We start from the raw sequence: 22298 nt of genomic DNA on the forward strand, positions 1-22298 counted from the left end.
TGAGAACAATTAGCTTTTTCAAATGCATACTAAGCATCAGAATATTGTCCAATTTCAAGGTAAATAAGTCCCTTACCAATCCATGCTTCCGCAATTTTTGAATTTAAACTGGATTTGGGGTCTCCATTCTTTATATTACCTTCAAATTGAATTACTTCATCAAATTTTTCTGAAGCTTCGTCGAATTTTTCTAATGCCTCTTTATATCTGAGGAGTTTACATAAAGTCAAACCTTCATTATACAATGAGTCTCCATACTTTATACAATTCTCCAAATAATCTCGGATAATCTTCGATTTAGGGTTGTATTTGAAGCCCTCAATCCTCTTTTTCCATCCTTTATAACTGTCTGTATTAATTTTTATAGCTTTTTTAAAAGCTTCGTGAGCTTGTAAATACTTTTTAAGTTTGAAGAGAGCAAGACCTTTACAATTCCATGCAAAACTATCATTCGAATTTATTCTTAAAGCACTATCAAAAGAGTCGATTGCTTCATCATATTTTTCAAGCTTATAAAGGATTTTACCTTTGTTGTTCAACGCACTTGTATATGTAGGTTCAATAACTATCGCTCTCTCGAATTCATCAATTGCTTCAAGATATTTACCCATACTATTGAGTGTTATCCCTTTTATATTATATCCGTCAGCAGAAACAGGTTTACTTCTTAATACTTTTTTAAATAATTGGATTGAATCATACTTTTTATTTAATTTAGATAGGACAAGACCTTTGTGGTATAGAGCATCGGTATAATTTGGGTCTTTTTTTATGGCATAATCAAATTCTGACTTTGCTTTTTCAAGGAGATCATTTGGCTTTTCATAAATTTTAGACTTTTCGTAATAACTAATCCCCTTGTTATAGAATGCTTGTTTTTTAATGATGTCTTTGTCTTTAACTTCATCAAAATGGACTCTTGCTTCCTTATATTTTCCAAGGCTATTAAGAGAAAGCCCTATACGAAAGTGAATTTCATTAGAGACATCAGAGTTTGTACTTTTTTCTAAAGCTTTAATCGAATTATTGTAAGCTTCAATTGCATCAATATATTTCCCAATTTCGTTAAGTGCACGCCCTTTGTAATAGTAAGCGTCGCTGTCTCCACAATTTTTTAAGAAACTGATTACTTCCCTATATCTTCCACGATTTAAACAAATGTCCGCTTTTTGATTTCTGGACTCTAAGTCTTTTGGATTAAGGTTCAAAGCGTTTTCAAATTCTTCTTCTGCTTCCTTTAATTTATTGAGTTTGAAATAAGAAAGACCTTTATTATAATAAATATAATACTTTTCTGGCCCACTATTAATCGCTTCTTCAAACGCTTTTATTGCTTCTTCATATTTTTCATTTATTTCTCTTACTTTCTCCTTAAAAAGCTCAAAACCCAAATAATTGTGAGTTTCTTTTATAAGTTTTTCGCGTTTGAAGTTCGCAAAATCATTCAAAACAAGACCTTTATTGAACCAAGCATCTTGATGTTTGCAATTTATTGTTGTGGCTTTTTTTAAAGCTTCTATCGCATCTTCATATCGTTTGGTCTTGGTAGATTCATCTGTTTCTGTATTAGCAAGTTCTTTAAGAACCAAACCTTTGTCAAATAAGGCAGAAACAAACTCACGTTTGTTTTTTTTTCCAAAATTTTCGTTTGCCTTTTCAAAAGCTTCGTTTGCTTTTAATAGATACTCTTTTTTTTCATCACTTTTAAGAATTGAGATGTCATTGAAAGAAAGGCCTATAAAGTACCAATCATAAGGAGATTTCGGCTCAATCTCAACTACTTTTTTTAAATCACTAAGATATTTTTCTTTTAACTCCTAAAACTCTTTATCTCGTTGTTCCCCTTTTTCATATTTCCCATAATCACGACCCTTAAGAAAAGCAAGATCTTTAAAATAGAATTCATATGGATGTTCAGAGTTTGGTTTTATCTGTGTGGCTTTTCCAAATGCTTTGTCTGCCTCACTTTTATCTTTAAGTTCTTTGAAAGCTAACCCTTTATAATAAAAAGCAGCTATATTCTTTGGATCAATTTCTGTTGTTTTAGTGAATTTATCTAATGCTTTCGAATACTCCCCAAGATCCCAGTAAATATGCCCTATCTGCTAATGTATATCTGGGTCGTTTTCATTTTTTTGGAGGTTCTCTCCAAAGGCATTTAGAGCTTTATGATATTCTCCTTTTTCGTAGAGATTTAAACCCTCATTAAATGATTCAGACTTTGAATTTTCTTTGCAATACATAATCAGGGCCAGTATTTCCTAGTTAATTGAAAATTATATTTATGATATATATAGTTATAAAAAAGATAACTTCTGATTCTAGTTAATAAACATCTTTTCTAATATGTATAATATATGAAGAAAAGGAAGTTCCTGAATTGCTTTCAGTAAATTGCGGAGATAGAAAAAGAGAAAAATGGTTTTTAAGATAAGTTTCATCGAAGCCTGATTTGAATGACAGGTAATTCAAGAGATTAAAGGCTTTTTAATTGAATGGCTCTCATTTTATTGTTTTTCGGCGGCAGGTTGTTTTTCCGCCGGCAGCTTAATAATCAGCCTGACATCCTTTAAAGTCAGGTTCCTTATGATTAGCTTTCTTCCTCCAGGTCCCTTTACCCTTAAATTCTCAATTTTCATGTCCTTTATCGTGATGATTTTTGTCCTAACTTTCTTCATGTGTTTCTCTGGCATAGTTTTTTACCCCGTTCCTCGCCTGTCAGCTTTCTCCTTGCCGCAGGTCTTTGCCGGTACGATGTAAATATAATATTTAAGAAATAAACGGTTTTCCGTCTGCTGGAGCTAAATCATCCGGGATATAGATTTTTCTGACAAAAATCGCCTAACTCGGAACACCGAGGTTTCGGACAAAATGTCCGGGCACCAAAAAATGTACTTCAAATTCAACTGAAAAATAAGTAAAAAAGAAGCCACAGAAAATCTGTGGTTCAGATTGAGAAATAAGTTTGATGGGAATTCGTGAAACGAATTATTTCTTGAATTCGGTGTAGCCGCACTTTCCGCAGGCAAGGCGGTTCTTGTGTTCGGCAAGGAATACACCGGGTCCGCACCTGGGACAGAACTGTTTGACTCTGGTTACGGAATCGCCTTCTACCTTGTAATAATCTTTGACTGCCATTGCTCACACCTCACTCTTCGGTTGCGGCTTCTTCTTCTGCCGAGGCAGGAGCCGGGTTCCTCTTCAGGACGTATTCGTGTTCGATCTCTTTCATGCGTGCTTCTTCCGCATAGAGCTTGGCGTAGCCCCTGGATTCCTGCATTCCGTATTCAGTGTCGACTTTCTGGATGACCAGAAGTTCAAGGGGAGCGTTGAGCATTGCTGCGAGCTTGTTTCTGATGTCGCTTCTGGAAGGAGTAGGACCTTCATATTTCACGGTGAAATCCAGTTCCCTTCTATTTAAAAGCACGTTGTTTTTATCTTCAATAATCTGTATGTCCATCCAATATTCTCCGTATATTGTATAATTCACTTTCCTGCTCCTGGCTGATGAGCTTCTCAAACAGGATCCTTATTTCTTCCTTTTTGCTTTCCGTGACCTCTACGAAAACAACCCCTTCATCGGGCTGACCGTAGAGAACCACGGAGCCTAAGGGGGCCATAAGGATCACAGGAAGGGTTGCCAGGTCTTCTTCTCCCCGGACAAAGATCCGGAGAGCTTTTCCGGATACAAACGCTTCGGAAATGGAGTTGATCAACTCATCGGTGATGAGCCCTGCCGGATTTTCTACCGTGACTTCGGTGTAGTCCCCGTCCTTGTTCCTGGACGAGACATCTTCCGAGACAGGTTTTCTTTTTGTCCGGTTATCCACTATGCAGAGGTCCGGAAAAATTCCGGCTTCGAGCAGGTGGAAGGTAGTAACATCTCCTACGGATATAAGTTTTGTGGGGTTTGCAAGCTTCCCGGCAAACTTTTCGATGGTATCCCTGCCCGAACCCCTGTAAAGTTTACCCAGGGGTTTTTTCATGAGTGGGCGAAGTTCCTTCGGAAGTTCGATGTGAACACTCAAATCAGCGCACCTTCAAAGCAAATTTATCCGGGATGTCTACCCCGAGCTTTTTAGCGATTTCCGAGCGTTCAGGATCCAGGATAATAACAAGGCCGCTCCATTCTTCTGCGAGATCCGACGTCCCACAGATGGGGCAGGAATTTCCTTCCAGGATCCTCAAGCAGTGCCGACATACTTTTTCTGCCATGGAAAATCAAATCCTCTTATATTTCTGCCTGAGTTATTCCTAATCAGGCAGCTTCTTCTGCTGGTGCAGCTTCAGTTTGCTGCTTCTTTCTGCGGGCCTCTTCAAGCCACTGCAGTTTTCCAAGCGCAGTCTGGCGCATGGTTAGCCCGATCTTGCTTTCTTTTGGTTCTCTTTCGTTGATACTTACCGCTACGATCCGGCCCCTTACATGGTCACCCTCGGAAATGGACTTGCCTCCGCCTTTGGTGACAAGCCTTGCGTTCTTGGCATCATACGAAATAAAATCATCAGTGATCTGGCTGACGTGGAGCAGCCCGTCCATGGGCCCGATACCTACGAAGACCCCGAAACCGACAGCTTCCACAACTTCTCCTTCAATGATTTCTTGAAGTTCGGGGACAAACATGATTGCTTCAAACGTCACGTCGTAGTAGACCGCCCCGTCTCCGACAAGGATATGCCCTTCTCCGATCTCGTCGATCTTGCATACTGCGACAAGGGAGCCAAGTTTCTTATCGACCTGCCCCTCAAGTTTTTCCCTTAACGCGTTTTTTACGGTAGGAGCCACATCTTCCCCGAGCAGGGTGGGAGGTATGCGGACCGTATCAACGAGTCTCATCATTTTATACATCTGTATATCACCCGTAATAAACACAATCTTTGAAACGCAGGCACCGAAAACCCCGTTGGATTTTCAGGCCAGTTCCAGCCTGTTTTTCTGGCGCAGGATTACCACCGTGATTCCTTTTGCAGTCAACCTGCGCTTCAATCCTATATCATTGGTCAGGACAGCGGCTCCAGTTTCTCCGGCGAGCTCAAGAATTACATCATCCGCAGGCCCTCTGGCGTCTATCCGTTTGCACCTACCTGCCATGGACTTTGCGATCTTTGCAGCCATCCTGTCTGACCCTTTTTCCCGCCTTATGAGCTTTTCAATTTCAAATATAACCGCTTCCGGCACGAGGAATTCGTCAAACCCCAACCTACCCAGTTCTTCAAAGATATCAACTCCGAACTGGACAGGGATCATCAGCCCATTAGTATCAATTATAACTTTCAACTATTGATAACACCTACCCCGATAAGCCGCCAGCGGGAATCTATTCTCCTGCTGATTGCGACCCTTGCCCCAAGCGCTGCACAAATCGGGCGCTTGAGCAGCACCTCGGCTTCGCTTTTCCGGGCGCTGGTGACGACTCCTACGGTCGTGGCAGTCCCGATATTAAGCATGAGGGGTTCACTGGTCTTGATTTCGTTGATCTTTTCTTCCCTGGTAACTCCCACGACCCGTTCCAGCAGATGAAGTTCCATGGTGAACTTGTGCCGGGTCTCAGGAAGGGTGCCGGGCACACCTGCGATCTGTCCTGTAAGGGAGTCACCTTTGGTAAGGGTCGGATCCAGCAGGGTTCCCACTGCAAGCAGTCCTCCGGGAGTTGCTTCTTCAACCCTGGTAGCCCCTGCGTGGACGGAGGAGACTTTTGTCATAATGGGAAGCCATTTCGTGCTACCTTCTGTGGTGACTTTAAGCCCTGGCCTGATTTCAAGTTCGGATCCCGGGGTCAGTACTCCTTCAGTCAGGGTGCCTCCTATGACCCCTCCGCGGATCTCTTCGACAGTGATCCCGGGCTTGTTGATGTCAAAGGACCTGGCAATCAGCATGTGGGCAGGCAGGTCCATCTTGTGGACAGGAGTCGGGATCTGGGTTTCCAGGGCATCGATCAGGACATCGATGTTGATATTCTGCTGGGCCGAGATAGGGACAATAGGGGCATTTTCGGCAACCGTGCCTTTGACAAATTCCTTAATCTGATGGTAGTGTTCGATCAACCGTTCCCTTGGGACCAGATCGATCTTGTTCTGCACGATCACTATGTTTTCCATCCCCATGATGTCCAGGGCCATGAGGTGTTCCTTTGTCTGGGGCTGGGGACAGTCTTCGTTTGCGGCAATTACCAGTACCGCTCCGTCCATAATTGCAGCCCCGGAAAGCATGGTTGCCATCAAGGTCTCGTGCCCTGGGGCGTCCACAAAGGACACTGTCCTGTCCTCCTCCGTTTTTTCTCCACAGTTCGGACAGGTCTTTTCCACCGTATAACCCTGGGGAGTCGGGCAGTTCGGGCATTTCATGAACACTGAGTCCGCATACCCGAGCCTGATAGAAATACCTCTTTTTACTTCTTCACTATGCGTATCCGTCCACACGCCTGATAGGGCTTTGACAAGTGTGGTTTTTCCATGATCGACATGACCTACCATGCCGATATTTACACAGGGCTGACTCAATTTATAATTTCCTCCAGTTGAATGACGATAATCCGATATAGGACAAGTATAATATTTTGAAATATCTTCTATGAAATTCTTTTTTGGAAATTTCGGGTCTGAAATCTCCTTATGAAATTCTTTCTCTGAAATTCCCCTTTCGAAAATTTCCAGTCTGAAATTTCCTTTTCGAAAATTTCCAGTCTGAAATTCCCCTTTTGAAAATTTCCGGTCTGAAACCTCTTATGTAAGCGGGATTTGAAGTTGTTTTCCCGGATTTTTTGATTATCATCCGACCCGAGGATTCTATCTAAAAATAGACCCTCTCTTCAGCTCCGGTTCCCCGGCAAGGTTTCGGACCTTTGGGGTCGGAATTCCAGGCAAACTTTGAGAGTAAATTTTAGATTGTGATATGAATCTTGCAGATTCCGGGGATATTTTTTAAAGTTTACGGTGTCCCTGCACAATTCATATCTACTAATGCCGGAAAGCCTTAATAAACTTATGTGACGATCAGATCTAGTTTCTCGAGCTCCAGGGCGCGTCTGATCTCAAAGGCAAGCCTTCTTCCCGTACTCATGGGTTTTCTCCAGAGAGAATTGCCGTAGGAGTGCCCGACGGACATATGGACATTGGTCCCGCCGCCGACCCTGGGCGCGACGTCATAGATATAGAAGTTCAGGTCCTTGTCCACGCAGGTCTGAAGGCAGAAGGGGCCGATAATTCCCGGAGCATAATGTTCCTGGGTAGCTTTTACGAATTTTTCTCCCATCTCAAAGACCTTTTCCAGGAGAGATTCCCTGAGAGTCGCGGAGTTGTGCCCGCAGACCGTATATTCCGGGGTAAGCTGGTGCTCGGCCAGGCCCATCTGCTGGGGAGCCGGGAGCCGGACGTGCCCGTCAAGGCTGGTTTCAAAGCGCCAATCAACCCCGAGGAGTTCCAGTTTGCTCATTTTGGGTTCGATAGGGGAGTAAAACATGTCCAGGTTGAAAACCGGACCAATAATATACCGCTCGATCCTGGCATTTTCAAGGGCTTCCGGGGTAATGACTCCCTGTTTTATAAGAGATTCCGCCTTTTCCTGGTATTCCTTGAAGCTTGAAGCCGTAAAAAAACCCCTTTCCAGTTTCTTTACTGCGTGGGGGAGCTTAACCATGACCAGCTCATCGATGTCTTCCGGATTTTCAATTTTTTCCGGGAAGGGGAGCCCTGCTTTTTCCAGGATCCAGTAGTAACTCTGCTGCTCGCTGCGTTCCTCACTGCGAAGCAGGTTCCGGCTTCCTACCAGGGGAACCCTGAAATTCTCTTCGATCTCGTCGATGCTGCAGTAGGAGGTAAAAGAACGGTTCGGGACAAAGAGCACACGGTTGTCAACCAGTTTCTGCTGGTTTTCAGGCAGGAGGATTTCATTGAACTTATTGAAAGTAACGGCTTCGTCCACGAGTCCCCGGGTGACTTTCCCGTAGGGGTCTCTCTGGGCCTTGAAGTACTCAGTGTAGGTCTTCTCCCTGCCTGCCTGGCAGACGGCGAGGGTCTTGAAGTCCTCTTCGACGGCTCCGTCACAGACGTCAAGGCCTGAGTGGGAGGCAATGGTTCCTACCTTGACCTGATCAGCGTATGCATAATAGTCTTCAACAATTTCCTTAATTTCTTTCCTGTCAATCATATATAATGTCCCTCGGTTTTTCCGGAAATAGGGAATGATTCGTTTTATGAAGCATCTTGTATGAAAGGTAATCAAATCACGGATGATTCGACGGTCAAATCACGGATGGTCAGGTGACCGATGATCATGTAGTTGTGGCCAAAAGGCCAGTGATAAGGAATTCATTGCTGGAATTTACCGGCAACTCTCAAAGCGTGCCGGATTATTCGTATCAACGGGTATCCTGCATCAGTCAGGGCATGAATTTTCTCATTAACGGCTTTACCCATTAAAACCCTTTCTAATAACAGTAATCATTTATAAGTTGAGGGGTAAGGAAGATTTTACGTTTATTCTTCCCTTTTACTTATTTTATCTGACTCTTACGGCTTTTCAAAAAAGGGTTTTCGGAGTAGTTTTTCAAATAATTCCCAGAAGCAGGGGTGTTATAAACGTTTCAATTACTGCGGCAACGAAAAGAAGGGGCACGATCCAGCGGAAGTAAAACCTTATCCCATCCTTGAATTCCCTTTTTAATTCAGTGGGTCTGCCTATAAGGGCAGCCAGGACCTGGTGGCCCAGACGAAGCCCGATCCCCGCTGCCAGGAAAACCATGGGCAGTTCAATAATCCCATGGGGGAGGAGGGCAAGGAAGATAAAAAGCAGACCCTGTTCTTCAGCTACCAGGTGGGAGAGTACCCCTACCACATAACCGTTGAAGGCTACGAAAAGGACAGGGAGGATCCCCAGGCCGAGCCCCATGACAAGGAAGAGCAGGCTTACGAAAGCATTGTTCAGAAAGATGATCAGCATGATCAATAAGGGATGTAAGTTCAGGATCCCTCCGAACTGGGCTTCGAATTCCTCCATGACCATCTCGGAGATTTCAGGGGTGCTTGCAGAATAGGCATACCCTGCAAAAGCGGATGCAAAAAACACAAAGGTAATAATCAGGACGTAAGGCCGGATATGATTGACGTAGTTGAAAAAGCCTTCTTTACCGGACATATCTCTTTCGGGTGTAGTGGTTACGGAACTAAAGCTCGAACTGGAACTGGAAACGGAACTGGAACCAGAACCTGTAGTTGAACCGGTGTTAGAATCAAAGGTGAAGCCGGAGTAGGAACCTGCGTCCCGTCCTAAACCGGGAGATCCGGCCTTTTCCCTTTCTGCACTTTCTTCCTCTGCCCCCTGTTCTGCCCTCATCTCTCTTTTCGATTCATCTAAGGGAACTTCTGCATTTTCTTCATTTGCCTTATTTGCCTTTTCCTTATCTGCCTTTTCCTTATCTGCCTTTTCCATATTACCCTGCGGATCAGCATCCGCTTCTGAATAATACTCTTCCCCTCTCTCCATATTCATGTCCGGAATAACCCTCCCTCCTGTTTAATTTGCTTGCATTCCCCGCAATCTGTTTGAAGTTCCATGCGCTGCAAAACGCTATTTTTCCTTTAATCCGCTCTAATTGTCTTCAACTTACCTTCAACTTACCTTCAACTTACCTTCAACTTGTCTTCAATTTTTCGTTAGACTCTATTCTGTCCTTTCAGATTCCGAGCATCATCCGGAGTGTATTCCGGGTTGCCGGGGAAAGGCCCAGGATCAGGATAACCATTTTGATGAGCATCTTCAGGTTCACGGATTCTTCGTCGTCTTCAAACTGGGTATCAAGCACATAGAGAACCCCTATGAAGATAATAAGTTTCAATGGATACATAACCAATGCGGTGCCCGTAAGTTCGATGAGGTAGTAGGGAAGTACGTGTTTTTCGAAGTATCCGAGTTTATCCACCCCTATGTAGGTTGAGGAGGCGTCCATCAGGTGGACCATGAGGATGGAAAGGTTCAGGGGATTGGTGAAGATTTCGGATTTGAAATAGAGGGCAACTCTGTAAAATATATAAGTCAATCCAGTTCCTGCCACAAGCACGAAAACGGGCACATAAGCAGCCACCACATCCTCGAAATACAGGAGAGTTATCAGGTTTACAAAAAACCAGATGAGCCCAAACCCTGCAAAAGTGGAATAGAAGTCTCGCACAAACCCAGCCTTCTCCAGCCTGATGGCCAGCCAGAGGCAAAATACGGTTACCGCAAAGACCAGGAAGTAGATGTTCGGGGTTATGAGCAGGTAGCTGAAAGGCGGGTTTATTATTCCTGCAGGGGAATCTTCCAGTACGCGAAGGGATGAGCCTGCAAGCACGAAGGGGATGATCGAAAGGATAAATCGGGAGTTTACCTTCACATTAAATTTTTCCAGGAGCCTGAAGATCCCGAATATACAGATCCCTAACACCACCGCCCAGGTGAAAGTGTTGACAGGGTTATATCCCGCATCGGTTCGGATAGGGTCGAGGTAATAGGTATTTATAAACTGTGAAATTGCATCAAGAGGAGAACTCATTATATCACTCGTTCAAAGCGGCAATGTCCAATACTATTCAACGTGGAGATTTTTAATCTCATTTATCTCATTTAAAATGTAATATCTATCTGATACCGTTATCTATCTGATACCGTTCAAAATGGCAATATCCTAATATAATTAATACTTACTGTTGTACATACTCAGAACTTATATATTGAATTAAGGATTTGAGGTGGCGCAAGACTGCCAGTTCCTTCCATTCAAATTCAGTAGTTCTTGTTCTGCAAATGAGTTTGGTCCTTGAATGTACGCATGAATTATATAATTAGACATATATAATTTGCATGTGTAAAATATACATTTATCTAACACTCACATTTAACACTTATATGTAAACTCCAGTAAATGGATAATCTGGCAACTAAATCATTCTGGCAATTAAGTTAATGAATCAAATTCACCTATGTTAGGGATATACCGGAGATTGTGAATACGTTGAAAAACTTAAAGATTGTCGGCCCGGGTTTGAACTGAAAATACCCTTTGAAAGGTTTCAGTATCAGGGCTGTACATAATATCCAATCACATATACCTTTATCATGATTAAATATTAATGCGGGTATGAAATTGACCGAAAGCAAAAACAGCGTAAAATGGATGCAGCTTCCCAGGGATGTGCTGGTAGGACATGGTGTTCTGGACCAGGTAGGAGACGTTTGCAGAGACCTGAAGCTGAAAGGAAATGCGCTGATCGTAACCGGCAGTACCACCCGGGAAGTAGCGGGTAAGAGAATCCGGGACTGTCTGGAAACTGCGGGCAGCAGTGTGGAAATGGTCCTCACCAGCAAAGCTACCATTGAAGAAGTCGAGAGGGTAATGGAAAGAGCCCTTGAGACCGATTCGAGCTACCTTCTTGGAGTAGGGAGCGGACGGTCCATTGACATTGCAAAACTTGCCTCTACACGGCTGGAGCTCCCTTTCTTCAGCGTGCCGACTTCTGCTTCCCATGACGGAATTGTCTCCTCCAGGGCATCCATCCTGGATAACGGGAAAAAGGCTTCGGTGCAGGCACAGGCCCCTATGGCCGTTGTTGCGGACACCGAGATCATCTCGGCTGCACCCTTCCGTTTCCTTGCGGCTGGCTGCGGGGATATAATCTCCAACTATACGGCTGTGCTGGATTGGGAACTTGCCAGCAGGCTAAGGAATGAATACTTCGGGGAATACGCAGCAGCCCTTTCCCGCATGGCGGCGCGGGTAATCATAGAATCCGCAGACTCAATCAAGCCCGAACATGAAAATTCAGCCCGGCTCGTTGTCAAGGCCCTGGTCTCCAACGGGGTTGCCATGAGCATTGCAGGTTCTTCCAGACCGGCTTCAGGTTCCGAACATATGTTCAGCCATGCCCTTGACCAACTCGCCCCAAAACCGGCCCTTCATGGAGAACAGTGTGGGGTTGGGAGTATCATGATGATGTACCTGCATGGCGGGAACTGGCAGCAGATCCGGGGTGCCCTGAAGAAAATCGGAGCCCCCGCAACCGCAAGAGAACTGGGCATAGAAGATAAATATATAATTGAAGCCCTGTTACATGCACACAGCATCCGCCCTGAACGCTACACCATCCTGGGGAGCGGGTTGACCCCCTCTGCCGCCAGGAAAGTTGCGAAGATAACAGGGGTTATAGATTGAAAGAAGTTAAGGCCCAAAAGGTTATAAATTGTAAGAAGTTAAGGTCTTAATAAGTTGAAACCCTGAACTTAAAATGGACGAAGCTCGAAATAAATAATAAGAGATAGTTTGTTCATTTTCGGACAGTTCCGGCCCCACAATCAGAAATGATTTAAAGGATTTAATTCAAATTTATCTGAGTGTATTTCAAGGATAATTTATCAAGGATAATTTAATTCGGAGCCGCTTTACAGGACAATTAGCGGTTCGGATAATCAGGATCAGGGAAATAAGCAATCTGATAAACTAATAAGACACTCAAACTAATAAAACACTCCAGATAATAATCTGGGTAATACTTAATCCCGATAATTATGGGGTAACACCCAATTCCAATAATTAATCACCAGAAGAAAACGGGATACAGGCCCGAGAATAAATCTATAGGAGAAAAATTATGATCGAAAGCGATACAAAAATAACACTCATCGGATCACGGCTTGCAAGGGAAGGGCTGGAATTCATATTCAAAGGTGAGATGCCGGAGTGCAATAAATGCCGGCTGAAAAACACTTGCCTGAACCTTGAGCGTGGGCGCAGGTACAGGATTGAAAGAATTCGGAACAACGAAATCCACGAATGTTTCCTGCATGACAGCGGCGTGCTTGCGGTAGACGTTAGCCGGGCTCCGGTCGAAGCTACCGTGGAGTCCAGAAAAGCCGTTGACGGGGCAAAGATTATGTATGAGTCCCCAAAGTGCGGCAAGAAGGATTGCAGCGAGTACGAAACCTGCCATCCGGAAGGGCTCATTAGAGGAGACAAGTGCAAAATTGTCGAGGTCATAGAAAGCCTTGATGCTGCTTGTGATGCCGGTTATTCCTTGAAAAAGGTAAAACTGGCCTGGTGATGCTAACAACATCTTTTAGTAATAGTAATGTTGATTATTAATTAGTAAAAAAGGTTAGAAGCGGTGTTATACGTGCCTGAACAGGAAATGAACCAGATCCCCTACGAATTTTATACCCAAAAGCGCTGGGAAAACTGGCTCGCCCGGGCAAAAGAGAGCGGATTTGAGATTAAGGAATCGGAAGACGAGTCCGGGAAGGAAAGCGCTGTATTCGTGAATATGGTTGACGATGTCATCCTTGCTTGCCTCAAGGTAAGCGCACGTTTCGAGCACGGAATGCTCTCAGCAGAAAACTCCCTGAACATTCTAGTGGAGATCCGGAACCTCGTGCTTGACGAGGTTGAGCCTATTTCCGAAGATATTGACCTTATGATCGATTCGGTTCAGACCTCTCTCATGGGGGCGCTTGCCGCCTTCGAATGCTATGTCATGGGCGACTATGAAGAAGGTATTAGCATTGAGGAGCTTATAAAAGCAGCCATTGTTGCCGAAGAAACCGATGATCTCGAGATGGCTCTTGATTATACAGCCCAGTGCGGAGCCTTCGTGCTCAAAGGAGAAAACCTGCCCGATGAAATAATGGCCGAACTTCCCTACGGCATAGTGGCAGAATGGCTCGACGGAATCGACTCCATAGCTGCTGCAATGGTCGGAAGTGACAGTTATAAGGAATTTGAAGAAGATGATGAGGACACTACCCTCTGAAACTTTTTTAATAATTCCTTTTTTATAAAATATTTCTTTTTATAGAAGAAAGAGCTACAAGGGTGCAGGAGCTCTGCGGTTTTTTATATGGCATATCCTACAGCTATAGCTATGCCGGACATGTTTTTCAGGGAAGTTCCCCAATTAAAAGGGAAAAATCCCCTAATTAAAGGGGAACGTTTCCCAATTAAAGGGGGAAAAGCTCCCAATTATAAGGAAAATGTTCCCATTTTACAGGATTTACCCGGGTACTTTTACGTACCCTCGGTAACGTTCTCATAAACCAGAATGGTTTTCTCTGCAATATTTTTCCAGTTATACCTTTTTTTGAGAAGGGAGTATCCTTTCTCGCCCATTTTGTTGTGGTCGAGCCCCTCAAGCACGTAATTGAGACACCAGGCAATGGATTTCGGGTTTTTGTAGGCAACGACTCCTGTCCTGAAGTTATCCACGAGTGCTACTGCCTCACTCGCAACAACGGGTTTCTTCGCATCCCAGGCTTCGAGCACGACAATCCCGAAAGGTTCGTTCCTGCTCGGCACACAGACAAGGTCACAGGCATTAAACCAGTCCCTGACCGTGTTATCCGGAGCATATCCAAGGAAGCGAAAGGAGTCCTTGATCCCGAGCTCATGTGCCCGATTTTCGCATTTGGAGCGCATCTCCCCTTCCCCGATAAGCACAAAACCGGCATCCCTCTTTTTCAGGACCTTAGCTGCAGCTTCAACGAGCATGTCCGGCCCTTTCTGGTAGCTCATCCTGCCCGTGAACAGCACCACGGGGAGGAAGGGGTGGATTCCGTAATTCTGTTTAACCTTACCCCTGTCAACCTCTTTTCCAATCTTTCCCATATAGATGCCGTTCGGGATTTCCGAGAGCTTGTAGTCGGGGATTTTGTAGATGTGCTGGATTTCTTTTCTCAGTATTGTCGAAGTCGCAATTACTTCAGCGCATTCGTATCCCCCTAGCCATTCCCTGTGCGAGATCTCTTTTGCCTCCCACCAGCCCCCATGGCGGTTTCCGTTGCGTCCCCATTCAGTGCTGTGGAATGTAAGCACGAAGGGAATCCCAAACTGGGCCTTGATCCTGCAGAGAACGTTGACGGGGTGCCAGTCGTGGCCATGCAGAACGTCAAACTCCCCTGCCTGGTCCCGCACTTCCAGAAACCTGCAGTACATGGCGTCACACATCCGATCCATCTGTTCTATGATACTTCCATGCTGACCGCTAGCTATCCGGTGATAATGGACCCCCTTGATATCTTCATCATTGTTTTCATGGCTGCGGGTGAATAAATGGACCTCATGCCCCTCTCGCGCGATAGCCTCTGAAAGTTCGGAGACATGGGGTGCAATCCCCCCGACCCTTATTGAATACAAACTTTCCCACGTAAACATTCCGATTCGAAGCTTTTTCATCTCATACTCTTCCGATTGTCAAATTCGGTTAGTGGTTTAATTTATTTAATATGAATTTGCTTAGGATTTATCACAAAATAATTTAGGCATATTAATTGTAAAGTTAATTTTCAATTGGTGCCAATGATCTGGAAAATCAATGCATCCAATCAAAACCTGTGCATAAGCTGTTGTGTGACGGGTCCTTAGCTTTGAATTTGCTTAGCTTTGAATTTGCTTAGCTTTGAATTCCATTCGAGGAAGTCTTTCTCTGCAGCATCCGATTTTCTCTAATAGTGTGAGCCTAAATGGACGCTAAGCAGGATACTCCGATCCGAAAAACGCTGAAACTGTGCATGCTGGCTTCCCAGCAAATGTGCAAGTCCATAAACCCCTAATAAACCCTCAAGCTTTATTTTCTTTGATTGTAGATAAATATATCTGCAAAATTTTTTACTACGTTCTCTGAATACGGATAACTTTCAGACTTTTTTTAGCCCCCCCTCAATTTGACCTCCACTTTTCCTCTACCTTTTTTCTCTCTTATTGTCCTACCTTTTCCTGATCTTTACTGGCCTTTTCTTCTGGAATCTTACTGTCTTTTTTATCCTGTTTTCGTCTCTTCTTATTCTCTATTAATTCTCTATCTCTCCAGGCGTTCATTCTTCCGGCAGTTTGTCTCCCCTCAGGTAGGAGGCTGCCCTCTCAGGAGATACGGTATTGATATAAATCCCGGTGTTCATCTCAAAACCGGCAACAAGGGAAATTCTCGGGAGAAGCCGCAGGTTCAGGTGATATTCCGGGGCATCGAAGAGCTGGTAAAACATGTAGTTGTAGGCCGGGTTCCCAAGAACCTTTCCATAAGAGTCGAGGACATATCCGATCATTTCCCCAAGCTCCGAGAGAATTTCTTTGCTGCAGTCTCCCAGGTAGTTTACATGTTTTTTTGGGAGAATCCAGACTTCAAAAGGATTTTTTGAACAGTAAGGAGTGAAAGCCACACACTCCCTGTTTTCACGGATAAGGCGTGTCGATTTTTTCTCTTTTTCGAGGAGGGCGCAGTAAGGGCATTTTTCTTCTTTTCCTATTGCCTGCAGTTCCGTTTTCAGGAGAGGCGGAAGCAAGGGCAGGGCCAGTAGCTGGCTATGAGGGTGGTCAAGGGATGCACCTGCAGCTTCCCCGGAATTTTTGAAAAGGGAGACATAGCGGATGCTCTCATGGGCACGGTAGTGGCAGACCCGGTCCCTGTAGACCTGCATGAGGTCCGAAAGCTCGGCGGCTGAAAAATCACTCAGCTTCTTTCCATGCACAGGGGACTCCACAATCACCTCGTGAAAACCAAAACCCGGACTTGCGCCCTCCCCCATCCCCGAAAGTTCTGAAAAGGCAGGTATTGGAGAAAGGGCAGGAAAAAGGTTTTGGAAACATCGAAAGTCCCATTTGCGAACTATTTTTTCTTTAGTGTCCGCAAAAATTCTTCCCTCTTTATAGACTGCTCCCGCAGGTGGAGTTTTTTCCTCGGCACCCCCACAAAAGGCACAGTTTTCAGGCCCGGACCTTTGCCCCTTTTGCCCCATGTCTCCGGCTTCATCTGCAAAGTCAGAAGGTCTTTTACCCCTTTCCTCTGCGATAATGCAGTATTCGGGCAGAAAGTAATGTTTTCTGATTTCGGACATTTTTGGAAATTCCTCACGGTATTTTTTTCGGTTTTTTCAGCCTTTTCCAGCTTTTTTTCCGGACATTACTTTATTCCGGACATTACTTTTCACGGGGACTGCTTTATATTTCCCCGCAGATCCGCACTCCACTGATCAGTTCGTAGTAGTGTTCAGTTGGTTTTTCCCAGCCCATATCCTTTGCAAGGAGAAAGGCTTCCCGGCATAACAGTTTGTATTTCACCCTGTCATCCACGAAGTTACGGATAAAGTAGCTTGCTGCAAGGGCGTAGTCCAGGACCGCCTCATAGTAGGAAAGATCTATGTTATCGACAACGATTACTCCCCCCAGACCCTCGACCAGGGACTCATTGGTCTTCACTGCATCGCTGAAGCCGCAGACCCGGCTCACCACGCTTGGGGTCGCCTCCCTCCCGGCTTCCAGGCCCGTGAGGAGGAAGGGGTCGTAGCGGGAGGGAAAGATTCCTGCACAACAGCCTGCCATGAAGTCCTCAACTCCCATGCAGAGCCCTCCATCATCGGCTGAGATTATCTGGGGATAGAGAATCGCTGCCACGGAGCGCTTTCCCCGCACCAGCCCTGAGCAGTCAAGCTCCCTTTCCTCAATCATTTGCTGGATCTTGAGCTCGTTTCCCACGAGGATTTCTTTTGAAATGTGAACCGGAAAATCTTCGGGGAGGTTTGTTTTCGGGCCTTCGGCCGTGACAAGGAAACAGATAACCTTCATTCCTTCCTCCATGTGCCCTTCCAGAATGCTGTTTTTTATGATATGTTCCAGGGCCAGGAGGGAATCAAGCAGGTCAGGGTAACCCTTATTCTCGATTTCTATGCGAGAGATGGTGAAAATGGGGATGAACTTTTCCGGGTTTATCCGTTCGCCATCGTAGTGCCTGTATAGCTTTTCGGAGAGGAAATTCTGAAGATTCGCCAGGCAGCGCTCTTTTCGATCCCAGTCGATTTTATCGGTTTCGATCCTGATCCCGTTCCGGACAACGATCCCGTCAATCCCGTAAAAGAGCTTTGCTTCCTGCCGTGTGGACTCTCCCACCGCGGTAACCGTATCGGCGTATGCCGCGAGGACTTCCAGAGCAGCGAGGTTACCGGGGACTCCCGAAGACCAGATGCTGTCGTTATTCCTTATCTTCTGAATCGAGTTGTGCCCGGCAGCCCTCCCTGGAAGAGTTGCATGCAGGGTGGCTATGGTGCTGACCGGAATTCCCAGCTTCTTCAGCCGGGCGGGTGCGTAAAAAGTCCCAAACTCGTGGCAGTGCAGGGATACCCTGGGACAGGGAAGAGCATGTTCCATGGAGACAGCTTTCCAGGCATCTACCCCCTTTTTTATAATTTTTTCACATTCTCCCCTTTTTACTCCTTCTCCCTTTGCTCCGTCTCCTTTTACTCCTTCCATTCCTGTTTGCGGGGTTGGGATTACCAGGGTTCGGACAAACTCGGAAATCGCATAAGAGAGATTAAGGTAATGGGTATATTCGGCTCCGTTTCCCATACTTTCGTATTTCATGGAATCCAGGCCGATAAATTCAAAAGCCTCGGCTTTGACCTTATTTTCAAGTGTCATCTCCTGCTTTTTGTGTACAGTTCGGATTATCCCGAAGTTGTCGGTTTGAAACTGCAGGTAAGCAAGTTTTGTATTTCCGACCTGTTTTTCCCCTGTAAAAACATTCATTCCTGCATTTTCAAGGGCTTCAAGGCTTTTCAGGAGTTTCCCGTCAACGCTGAGGCTGTTAAGTCCCCCCATATCCGTGATCCTGTTTAGCCCTCTGTTCCAGTCCGCACCCCAATGCCCGTAATAGGGACCTGCAATCAGGATCTGAGGTTTTTCCTCTTCTTTCAATGCCCCTGACTCAAAAAGGGACGCAAGAGTATGCGCTTCTGCGTTTATGACGTTCCAGATTCCGCCCATTTTATTTGATTTCGGGCCTGCTTCTTCCCCGGCAATTATTACAAAATTGTTCCCCAAACCTGAATCCCCCCAGGTCACTTAATTTTACGATTTTAATTCTCCTATTTTAATTTATCTATAGCTATTAAAAAGTATCATCAAAAAAGCTGCCGATCCCGTGTAATCAGTTGGTAATCGCATGTATATAACCCAAACATTCCATATTTTTTCTTCTATTCTGGAATTTTATAACGTCTTGAGCTCGGGCAAAAGGTTCTGGAATCTTTCCACATTGTTCATTGAAAAAGGAGATTATTTTGAAGAAATATATTGAAAGTATAAACAACCCCGGATACCCTGTAGATGAGGAACGCAGAAATAAGAAAAAGGTAGGAATAAGAAAAACGCACATGATATTCTTCGAATAACATGCCCAAATAAATGAAAGCATACACATACTTTCATGCCAAAAGGAAGTATGGAAACCGGGAAAGCTGGCTTTTCATTTCAGGTTTTCAAAGGTTTCGATTTTTGCTTTTTTGTAGCAGTTCTCCACAAGATGCAGTGTGGCTTCAAGTTCTGTCACTTCAAAGTCAAAAAGCCGTGCAAATTCCCGGACATAGGCTTCAAAGTTTTTCTCATAGGGGAGGCCGGTGTTCACTTTTGCAATCTTTTTGTATCCTGCATAATCAAAGACGAATTTTGACATCTCTATGTCGTCGGGGTTCTGGCTCAGGCCTGCGGTCCTGACCATCTCTCTCCAGTTTGCAGCCCACATAGGGGTCAGGAAGAAAGTGCCTACTCCTTTGCAGCTTTTCAGGACTTCAAGGTACTGTTTCCTGCCTCCGAGCACGGCTCCGATGCAGTCGTCCACAATCTCCCCGTCCTCTTCTTTCAGGATATGGACAGGGCATTCGAGAGCCTCAAAGTCTTCTTCGATTTTTCCGAGCACGTTGCCGCAGAGCCCGTAGAAAAGGAGGATCCCGTCCGAAAAGGAGGCCACGTTCTCAACCTTTGAATAAACGGTGCTTTTCAGGTTTTCGGGGATTGCGTGCAGGGCAAGCTCGAGCATGTACACGATAAGGATGAACCTGTCAGGGCTGGAATCGTTTTTCCATTCTCCTGAGAATTTTTTGGGGATTTCTTCAAATGGAAGCACCCTGTATGAAATCCCTATATCCCCTAACTTTGTCCTGAGCCCTTCACAGTCCTCATTTTCAACAACGATCACTTCTTCGATTTCAGGGTCGTTTTCTATGAGGTGCACGATCTCATCTTCAAACATCCTGCACCCTATGATGGTCATAACCGGCATGAGGATCACTTCCTTTTTTTCCGGGAAATCTGCCTGAAGAGTCGGAAAGGTATGGAACCCGAAGGGTATCCAGGCGAATCGGCATTTTTCCAGGGAGTAATCTGGAAATCTTGATAATTGTGAGCTGTATGCAGGTTTATGGAGTTTATTTGTTAAATAATATATTATTGCCATATTATTAAAAAAGGAAAAGTTAATTGGGCAAAATAACGCTTACTTGAATCTAATAAATCTTACTTGAATCAAATAAATCAGATTTAAAGAAAATAAATCTTACTTAACAAAATAAAAACTGATTAAACAAATAGATTCCCGGAGATCTCCGGGACCTCGGTGTTTCAGCGTTTCAGTGCTTCAGTGCTTCAGTGCTTCCGGTTATTAGAGGACATTCAAGCGGATCGGAAAGTATTTTTCGAATATGGTTATATGATTCCATGGCAATTTTAGCACTGCCTTCAAGTTCCATGACTTCGAAATCGAAATATTGTGCGAATTCTTCGATATTTTTCTCGAAATCAGGTTCATAGGAAAGTCCGGTCTTTACCCTGGCAACCTTCCGGTACCCGAGTTCCCTCAGATGGTCAGGAGTGAATTCAAAACCCTCCATCAGTTCTTCCCCTACACTGAATACGGTTCTCCAGTTTGCGGCCCACATGGGGGTAAAGAAGAAGGCATCTTTGTGCGTTCTAAGGGCTTCCCGGTAGCGAGCGTTGCTTCCGAGGGCAGCGGCAACACAGTCTTCAAGTGGGCCGTTTTTTTCCCCTACGCTTCTTTCCTGCAGCAGCTTTATCGGGCATCCCATGTAGGGAAAATCTTTTTTTATCCGGGAAAATGCCTGCCCGCAGAGCCCGTAAAAGAGGAGGATCCCGTCGGCAAGCCGGGACATGATGTTCACGTTCGTATATGTTTTACTCTTGAGCCGGGCCGGGTCTACGTGAAGTCCCATCCCCTGGAGCTGGATAACGACGCTGAATTCGTGGTTCTGCTTCAATTTGTCTCTTATTTCGTAAAAAGGAAGGATTTCCGGCCTGAAGCCTGTAGTCTCAAGTTTCTGCAGAAGGTACCTGTTCTCTTCGTTTTCTACAAGGTAGACCCTCTCTATTTCAGGGTCATTTACCAGCACATGGACAATTTCGTCCTCGAATATTCTGCAGCCTACTATGCCCAGAACTGTCATGCTTATATGCTTACCCCCGAACTATTAAACAATTTCCTTAGCGGGAAAGCTAATGATCCTTAGCGAAAAACGAAGTTTTTTTAACCAGGAAGATGAAGTTATTTTCACAGTTTTTGGAACAGAACCTTTCCGGGGTTCAAATCTAATCCTCTGAAAATTTTCCGGTAAAACGTCTTTTTTTATTTTTTTCACAGCTATCTGGCTTTATTGTTCTGCAGCTTTATTGTTATCCAGTTATTGTTCTGCAGCTTTATTGTCATCCGGTTATTTTTCTGCAGCTTTATTGTCATCCGGTTATTGCTCTGTATTATTTACTATTATTCCATGTTCAAAGGATATTATGAATTTAATACACTTCCAATTTATATATTAAGTACGAAATTAAACTTTTTATAGATGATACCCCCATATAAAAAGTATTAAGTAGCAGCACACACAAAAATGATTGCAAATGTAGGGTTCCGAAATGAATCCTTCCTGAGTCAGTTTATCGGATAATAATCAGGTTGAGTGGGGAAAGCTTGATGGCCTGAATTTTGCCTGCCAGTACATACTGTGTAGCTGGCTGTATCATAACAGGTCAGGGAACCTTGAATATAACGAAGTTTTCGAAGGTCGTCATCTCAGTACAGGCTGTCCGGCACTGGGGGTGTGCTTTTCCGGGCGCGTCTGTTGAACTTAAGGAGTGGGGTATGGTACATGCTAGATTGCCTGCGGAAGGAAGAGCTCACATCATTTTTATATGATGTACGCTACGTGATTCTATTTTACGTCCTTGGAGACTGGATGACAACGCTGTATGCCCTTGAATACGGCTTTGAAGGAAACATCCTGCCTGCAATAGTGATAGCAAAATACGGGATTTTTTATGTCCTGCTTCTCAAATTCCTGTTCATGGTTTTATTGTTCAGGTCTTACCAGGTAATCAGGAATTTTCCCTGGCTCTGGGATTTTACCCGGAAAACGGTTGCAGGGATGGGGTTAATCGTATCACTGGAAAACTTTATGGTTATTCTCCTGGGTTCCCGCTTCTTCCATCACCTGTTTGTTATTTCCTGAC

Annotated in this window: 23 protein-coding genes; 5 read left to right on the forward strand and 18 right to left on the reverse strand. The window is 44.7% G+C overall.

Annotated elements, in window-relative coordinates; translation table 11 throughout:
• Positions 1 to 29 precede the first annotated feature (29 nt).
• The 13 genes from ACSAZK_RS04995 to ACSAZK_RS05055 form a co-directional block, all read right to left on the reverse strand.
• Positions 30 to 1589 (reverse strand): tetratricopeptide repeat protein, encoded by a 1560-nt coding sequence (locus tag ACSAZK_RS04995; RefSeq protein ID WP_440956297.1) that lies wholly within the window; start codon positions 1587 to 1589, stop codon positions 30 to 32.
• A gap of 228 nt (positions 1590 to 1817) precedes the next feature.
• Positions 1818 to 2102, reverse strand: coding sequence for a tetratricopeptide repeat protein (locus ACSAZK_RS05000; protein WP_440957104.1), 285 nt, complete (start codon positions 2100 to 2102; stop codon positions 1818 to 1820).
• Between the two features lie 405 nt (positions 2103 to 2507).
• A complete protein-coding gene (locus ACSAZK_RS05005; protein ID WP_440956298.1) occupies positions 2508 to 2693 on the reverse strand; it encodes a hypothetical protein in 186 nt (61 codons plus the stop codon).
• 295 nt (positions 2694 to 2988) lie between these two features.
• Positions 2989 to 3138: a 30S ribosomal protein S27ae gene (locus ACSAZK_RS05010; protein ID WP_048178075.1), complete on the reverse strand. Its 150-nt coding sequence runs from the start codon at positions 3136 to 3138 to the stop codon at positions 2989 to 2991.
• Positions 3139 to 3148: 10 nt separating this feature from the next.
• Positions 3149 to 3460, reverse strand: coding sequence for a 30S ribosomal protein S24e (locus tag ACSAZK_RS05015; protein WP_048178074.1), 312 nt, complete (start codon positions 3458 to 3460; stop codon positions 3149 to 3151).
• On the reverse strand, positions 3441 to 4028 hold the full coding sequence (locus ACSAZK_RS05020; protein ID WP_048178073.1) for a GTP-dependent dephospho-CoA kinase family protein: 588 nt from the start codon (positions 4026 to 4028) through the stop codon (positions 3441 to 3443). Before ACSAZK_RS05020 ends, ACSAZK_RS05015 begins: the two co-directional genes overlap by 20 nt.
• Before the next feature lies 1 nt (position 4029).
• Positions 4030 to 4215, reverse strand: coding sequence for a transcription elongation factor subunit Spt4 (gene spt4 / locus ACSAZK_RS05025; RefSeq protein ID WP_440956299.1), 186 nt, complete (start codon positions 4213 to 4215; stop codon positions 4030 to 4032).
• A 43-nt stretch (positions 4216 to 4258) separates the two neighbouring features.
• Positions 4259 to 4846: a DNA-directed RNA polymerase gene (locus ACSAZK_RS05030; RefSeq protein WP_440956300.1), complete on the reverse strand. Its 588-nt coding sequence runs from the start codon at positions 4844 to 4846 to the stop codon at positions 4259 to 4261.
• 63 nt (positions 4847 to 4909) lie between these two features.
• On the reverse strand, positions 4910 to 5275 hold the full coding sequence (locus ACSAZK_RS05035; RefSeq protein WP_440956301.1) for a type II toxin-antitoxin system VapC family toxin: 366 nt from the start codon (positions 5273 to 5275) through the stop codon (positions 4910 to 4912).
• The gene (locus tag ACSAZK_RS05040) at positions 5272 to 6498 is read right to left on the reverse strand and encodes a translation initiation factor IF-2 subunit gamma (protein WP_440956302.1); all 1227 of its coding nucleotides are present in this window, start codon (positions 6496 to 6498) and stop codon (positions 5272 to 5274) included. The genes ACSAZK_RS05035 and ACSAZK_RS05040 overlap by 4 nt, the downstream gene beginning before the upstream one ends.
• 481 nt (positions 6499 to 6979) lie before the next feature.
• Positions 6980 to 8143, reverse strand: a complete 1164-nt coding sequence (locus ACSAZK_RS05045; protein WP_440956303.1) for a formate--phosphoribosylaminoimidazolecarboxamide ligase family protein — start codon at positions 8141 to 8143, stop codon at positions 6980 to 6982.
• A 399-nt stretch (positions 8144 to 8542) separates the two neighbouring features.
• Positions 8543 to 9484: a stage II sporulation protein M gene (locus ACSAZK_RS05050; protein WP_440956304.1), complete on the reverse strand. Its 942-nt coding sequence runs from the start codon at positions 9482 to 9484 to the stop codon at positions 8543 to 8545.
• Between the two features lie 184 nt (positions 9485 to 9668).
• The gene (locus ACSAZK_RS05055; protein WP_440956305.1) at positions 9669 to 10526 is read right to left on the reverse strand and encodes a DUF63 family protein; all 858 of its coding nucleotides are present in this window, start codon (positions 10524 to 10526) and stop codon (positions 9669 to 9671) included.
• A gap of 585 nt (positions 10527 to 11111) precedes the next feature.
• Here ACSAZK_RS05055 and ACSAZK_RS05060 point away from each other — a divergent pair.
• The 4 genes from ACSAZK_RS05060 to ACSAZK_RS05075 all read left to right on the forward strand — a co-directional run bounded on the left by ACSAZK_RS05060 (position 11112) and on the right by ACSAZK_RS05075 (position 14055).
• Positions 11112 to 12182 (forward strand): NAD(P)-dependent glycerol-1-phosphate dehydrogenase, encoded by a 1071-nt coding sequence (locus ACSAZK_RS05060; protein WP_440956306.1) that lies wholly within the window; start codon positions 11112 to 11114, stop codon positions 12180 to 12182.
• 436 nt (positions 12183 to 12618) lie between these two features.
• Positions 12619 to 13068 carry a UPF0179 family protein gene (locus tag ACSAZK_RS05065; protein ID WP_048178065.1) on the forward strand — a complete coding sequence of 150 codons (450 nt, stop codon included), beginning with the start codon at positions 12619 to 12621 and terminating at the stop codon, positions 13066 to 13068.
• Positions 13069 to 13140: 72 nt separating this feature from the next.
• The gene (locus ACSAZK_RS05070; protein WP_440956307.1) at positions 13141 to 13773 is read left to right on the forward strand and encodes a DUF2150 family protein; all 633 of its coding nucleotides are present in this window, start codon (positions 13141 to 13143) and stop codon (positions 13771 to 13773) included.
• A gap of 87 nt (positions 13774 to 13860) precedes the next feature.
• On the forward strand, positions 13861 to 14055 hold the full coding sequence (locus ACSAZK_RS05075; protein ID WP_440956308.1) for a hypothetical protein: 195 nt from the start codon (positions 13861 to 13863) through the stop codon (positions 14053 to 14055).
• Here ACSAZK_RS05075 and ACSAZK_RS05080 read toward each other — a convergent pair.
• The 5 genes from ACSAZK_RS05080 to ACSAZK_RS05100 all read right to left on the reverse strand — a co-directional run bounded on the left by ACSAZK_RS05080 (position 14028) and on the right by ACSAZK_RS05100 (position 21238).
• Positions 14028 to 15191, reverse strand: coding sequence for a glycosyltransferase family 4 protein (locus ACSAZK_RS05080; protein ID WP_440956309.1), 1164 nt, complete (start codon positions 15189 to 15191; stop codon positions 14028 to 14030). The two genes, ACSAZK_RS05075 and ACSAZK_RS05080, sit on opposite strands and share 28 nt — an antisense overlap.
• A 638-nt stretch (positions 15192 to 15829) precedes the next feature.
• Entirely contained in the window at positions 15830 to 16846 is a 1017-nt protein-coding gene (locus ACSAZK_RS05085) for a galactose-1-phosphate uridylyltransferase (protein ID WP_440956310.1), read from the reverse strand.
• Between the two features lie 103 nt (positions 16847 to 16949).
• Positions 16950 to 18824: a glycosyltransferase family 4 protein gene (locus ACSAZK_RS05090; RefSeq protein WP_440956311.1), complete on the reverse strand. Its 1875-nt coding sequence runs from the start codon at positions 18822 to 18824 to the stop codon at positions 16950 to 16952.
• A 424-nt stretch (positions 18825 to 19248) separates the two neighbouring features.
• The gene (locus tag ACSAZK_RS05095) at positions 19249 to 20061 is read right to left on the reverse strand and encodes a DUF1638 domain-containing protein (RefSeq protein ID WP_440956312.1); all 813 of its coding nucleotides are present in this window, start codon (positions 20059 to 20061) and stop codon (positions 19249 to 19251) included.
• Positions 20062 to 20407: 346 nt separating this feature from the next.
• Complete coding sequence (locus ACSAZK_RS05100) at positions 20408 to 21238, reverse strand: DUF1638 domain-containing protein (protein WP_440956313.1); 831 nt, start codon at positions 21236 to 21238, stop codon at positions 20408 to 20410.
• 699 nt (positions 21239 to 21937) lie between these two features.
• On the opposite strand from ACSAZK_RS05100, the gene ACSAZK_RS05105 reads away from it, so the two are divergent.
• Positions 21938 to 22297: a hypothetical protein gene (locus ACSAZK_RS05105; protein WP_440956314.1), complete on the forward strand. Its 360-nt coding sequence runs from the start codon at positions 21938 to 21940 to the stop codon at positions 22295 to 22297.
• Position 22298 lies beyond the last annotated feature (1 nt).

Origin of the sequence: Methanosarcina sediminis (assembly GCF_052056915.1) — an archaeon.
Taxonomy (GTDB): Archaea; Halobacteriota; Methanosarcinia; order Methanosarcinales; family Methanosarcinaceae; genus MTP4.

Excerpts from the sequence above, each read along its gene's own strand:
- ACSAZK_RS05030 (WP_440956300.1), bottom strand. The coding sequence starts at position 4,846 with ATGTATAAAATGATGAGACTCGTTGATACGGTCCGCATACCTCCCACC.
- spt4 (WP_440956299.1), bottom strand. The coding sequence starts at position 4,215 with ATGGCAGAAAAAGTATGTCGGCACTGCTTGAGGATCCTGGAAGGAAAT.
- ACSAZK_RS05005 (WP_440956298.1), bottom strand. The coding sequence starts at position 2,693 with ATGCCAGAGAAACACATGAAGAAAGTTAGGACAAAAATCATCACGATA.
- ACSAZK_RS05100 (WP_440956313.1), bottom strand. The coding sequence starts at position 21,238 with ATGACAGTTCTGGGCATAGTAGGCTGCAGAATATTCGAGGACGAAATT.
- ACSAZK_RS05015 (WP_048178074.1), bottom strand. The coding sequence starts at position 3,460 with ATGGACATACAGATTATTGAAGATAAAAACAACGTGCTTTTAAATAGA.
- ACSAZK_RS05075 (WP_440956308.1), top strand. The coding sequence starts at position 13,861 with ATGGCATATCCTACAGCTATAGCTATGCCGGACATGTTTTTCAGGGAA.
- ACSAZK_RS05105 (WP_440956314.1), top strand. The coding sequence starts at position 21,938 with ATGCTAGATTGCCTGCGGAAGGAAGAGCTCACATCATTTTTATATGAT.
- ACSAZK_RS05055 (WP_440956305.1), bottom strand. The coding sequence starts at position 10,526 with ATGAGTTCTCCTCTTGATGCAATTTCACAGTTTATAAATACCTATTAC.
- ACSAZK_RS05065 (WP_048178065.1), top strand. The coding sequence starts at position 12,619 with ATGATCGAAAGCGATACAAAAATAACACTCATCGGATCACGGCTTGCA.
- ACSAZK_RS05060 (WP_440956306.1), top strand. The coding sequence starts at position 11,112 with ATGAAATTGACCGAAAGCAAAAACAGCGTAAAATGGATGCAGCTTCCC.
- ACSAZK_RS05050 (WP_440956304.1), bottom strand. The coding sequence starts at position 9,484 with ATGAATATGGAGAGAGGGGAAGAGTATTATTCAGAAGCGGATGCTGAT.
- ACSAZK_RS05085 (WP_440956310.1), bottom strand. The coding sequence starts at position 16,846 with ATGTCCGAAATCAGAAAACATTACTTTCTGCCCGAATACTGCATTATC.
- ACSAZK_RS05045 (WP_440956303.1), bottom strand. The coding sequence starts at position 8,143 with ATGATTGACAGGAAAGAAATTAAGGAAATTGTTGAAGACTATTATGCA.
- ACSAZK_RS05080 (WP_440956309.1), bottom strand. The coding sequence starts at position 15,191 with ATGAAAAAGCTTCGAATCGGAATGTTTACGTGGGAAAGTTTGTATTCA.
- ACSAZK_RS05095 (WP_440956312.1), bottom strand. The coding sequence starts at position 20,061 with ATGCCGGTTATGACCATCATAGGGTGCAGGATGTTTGAAGATGAGATC.
- ACSAZK_RS05010 (WP_048178075.1), bottom strand. The coding sequence starts at position 3,138 with ATGGCAGTCAAAGATTATTACAAGGTAGAAGGCGATTCCGTAACCAGA.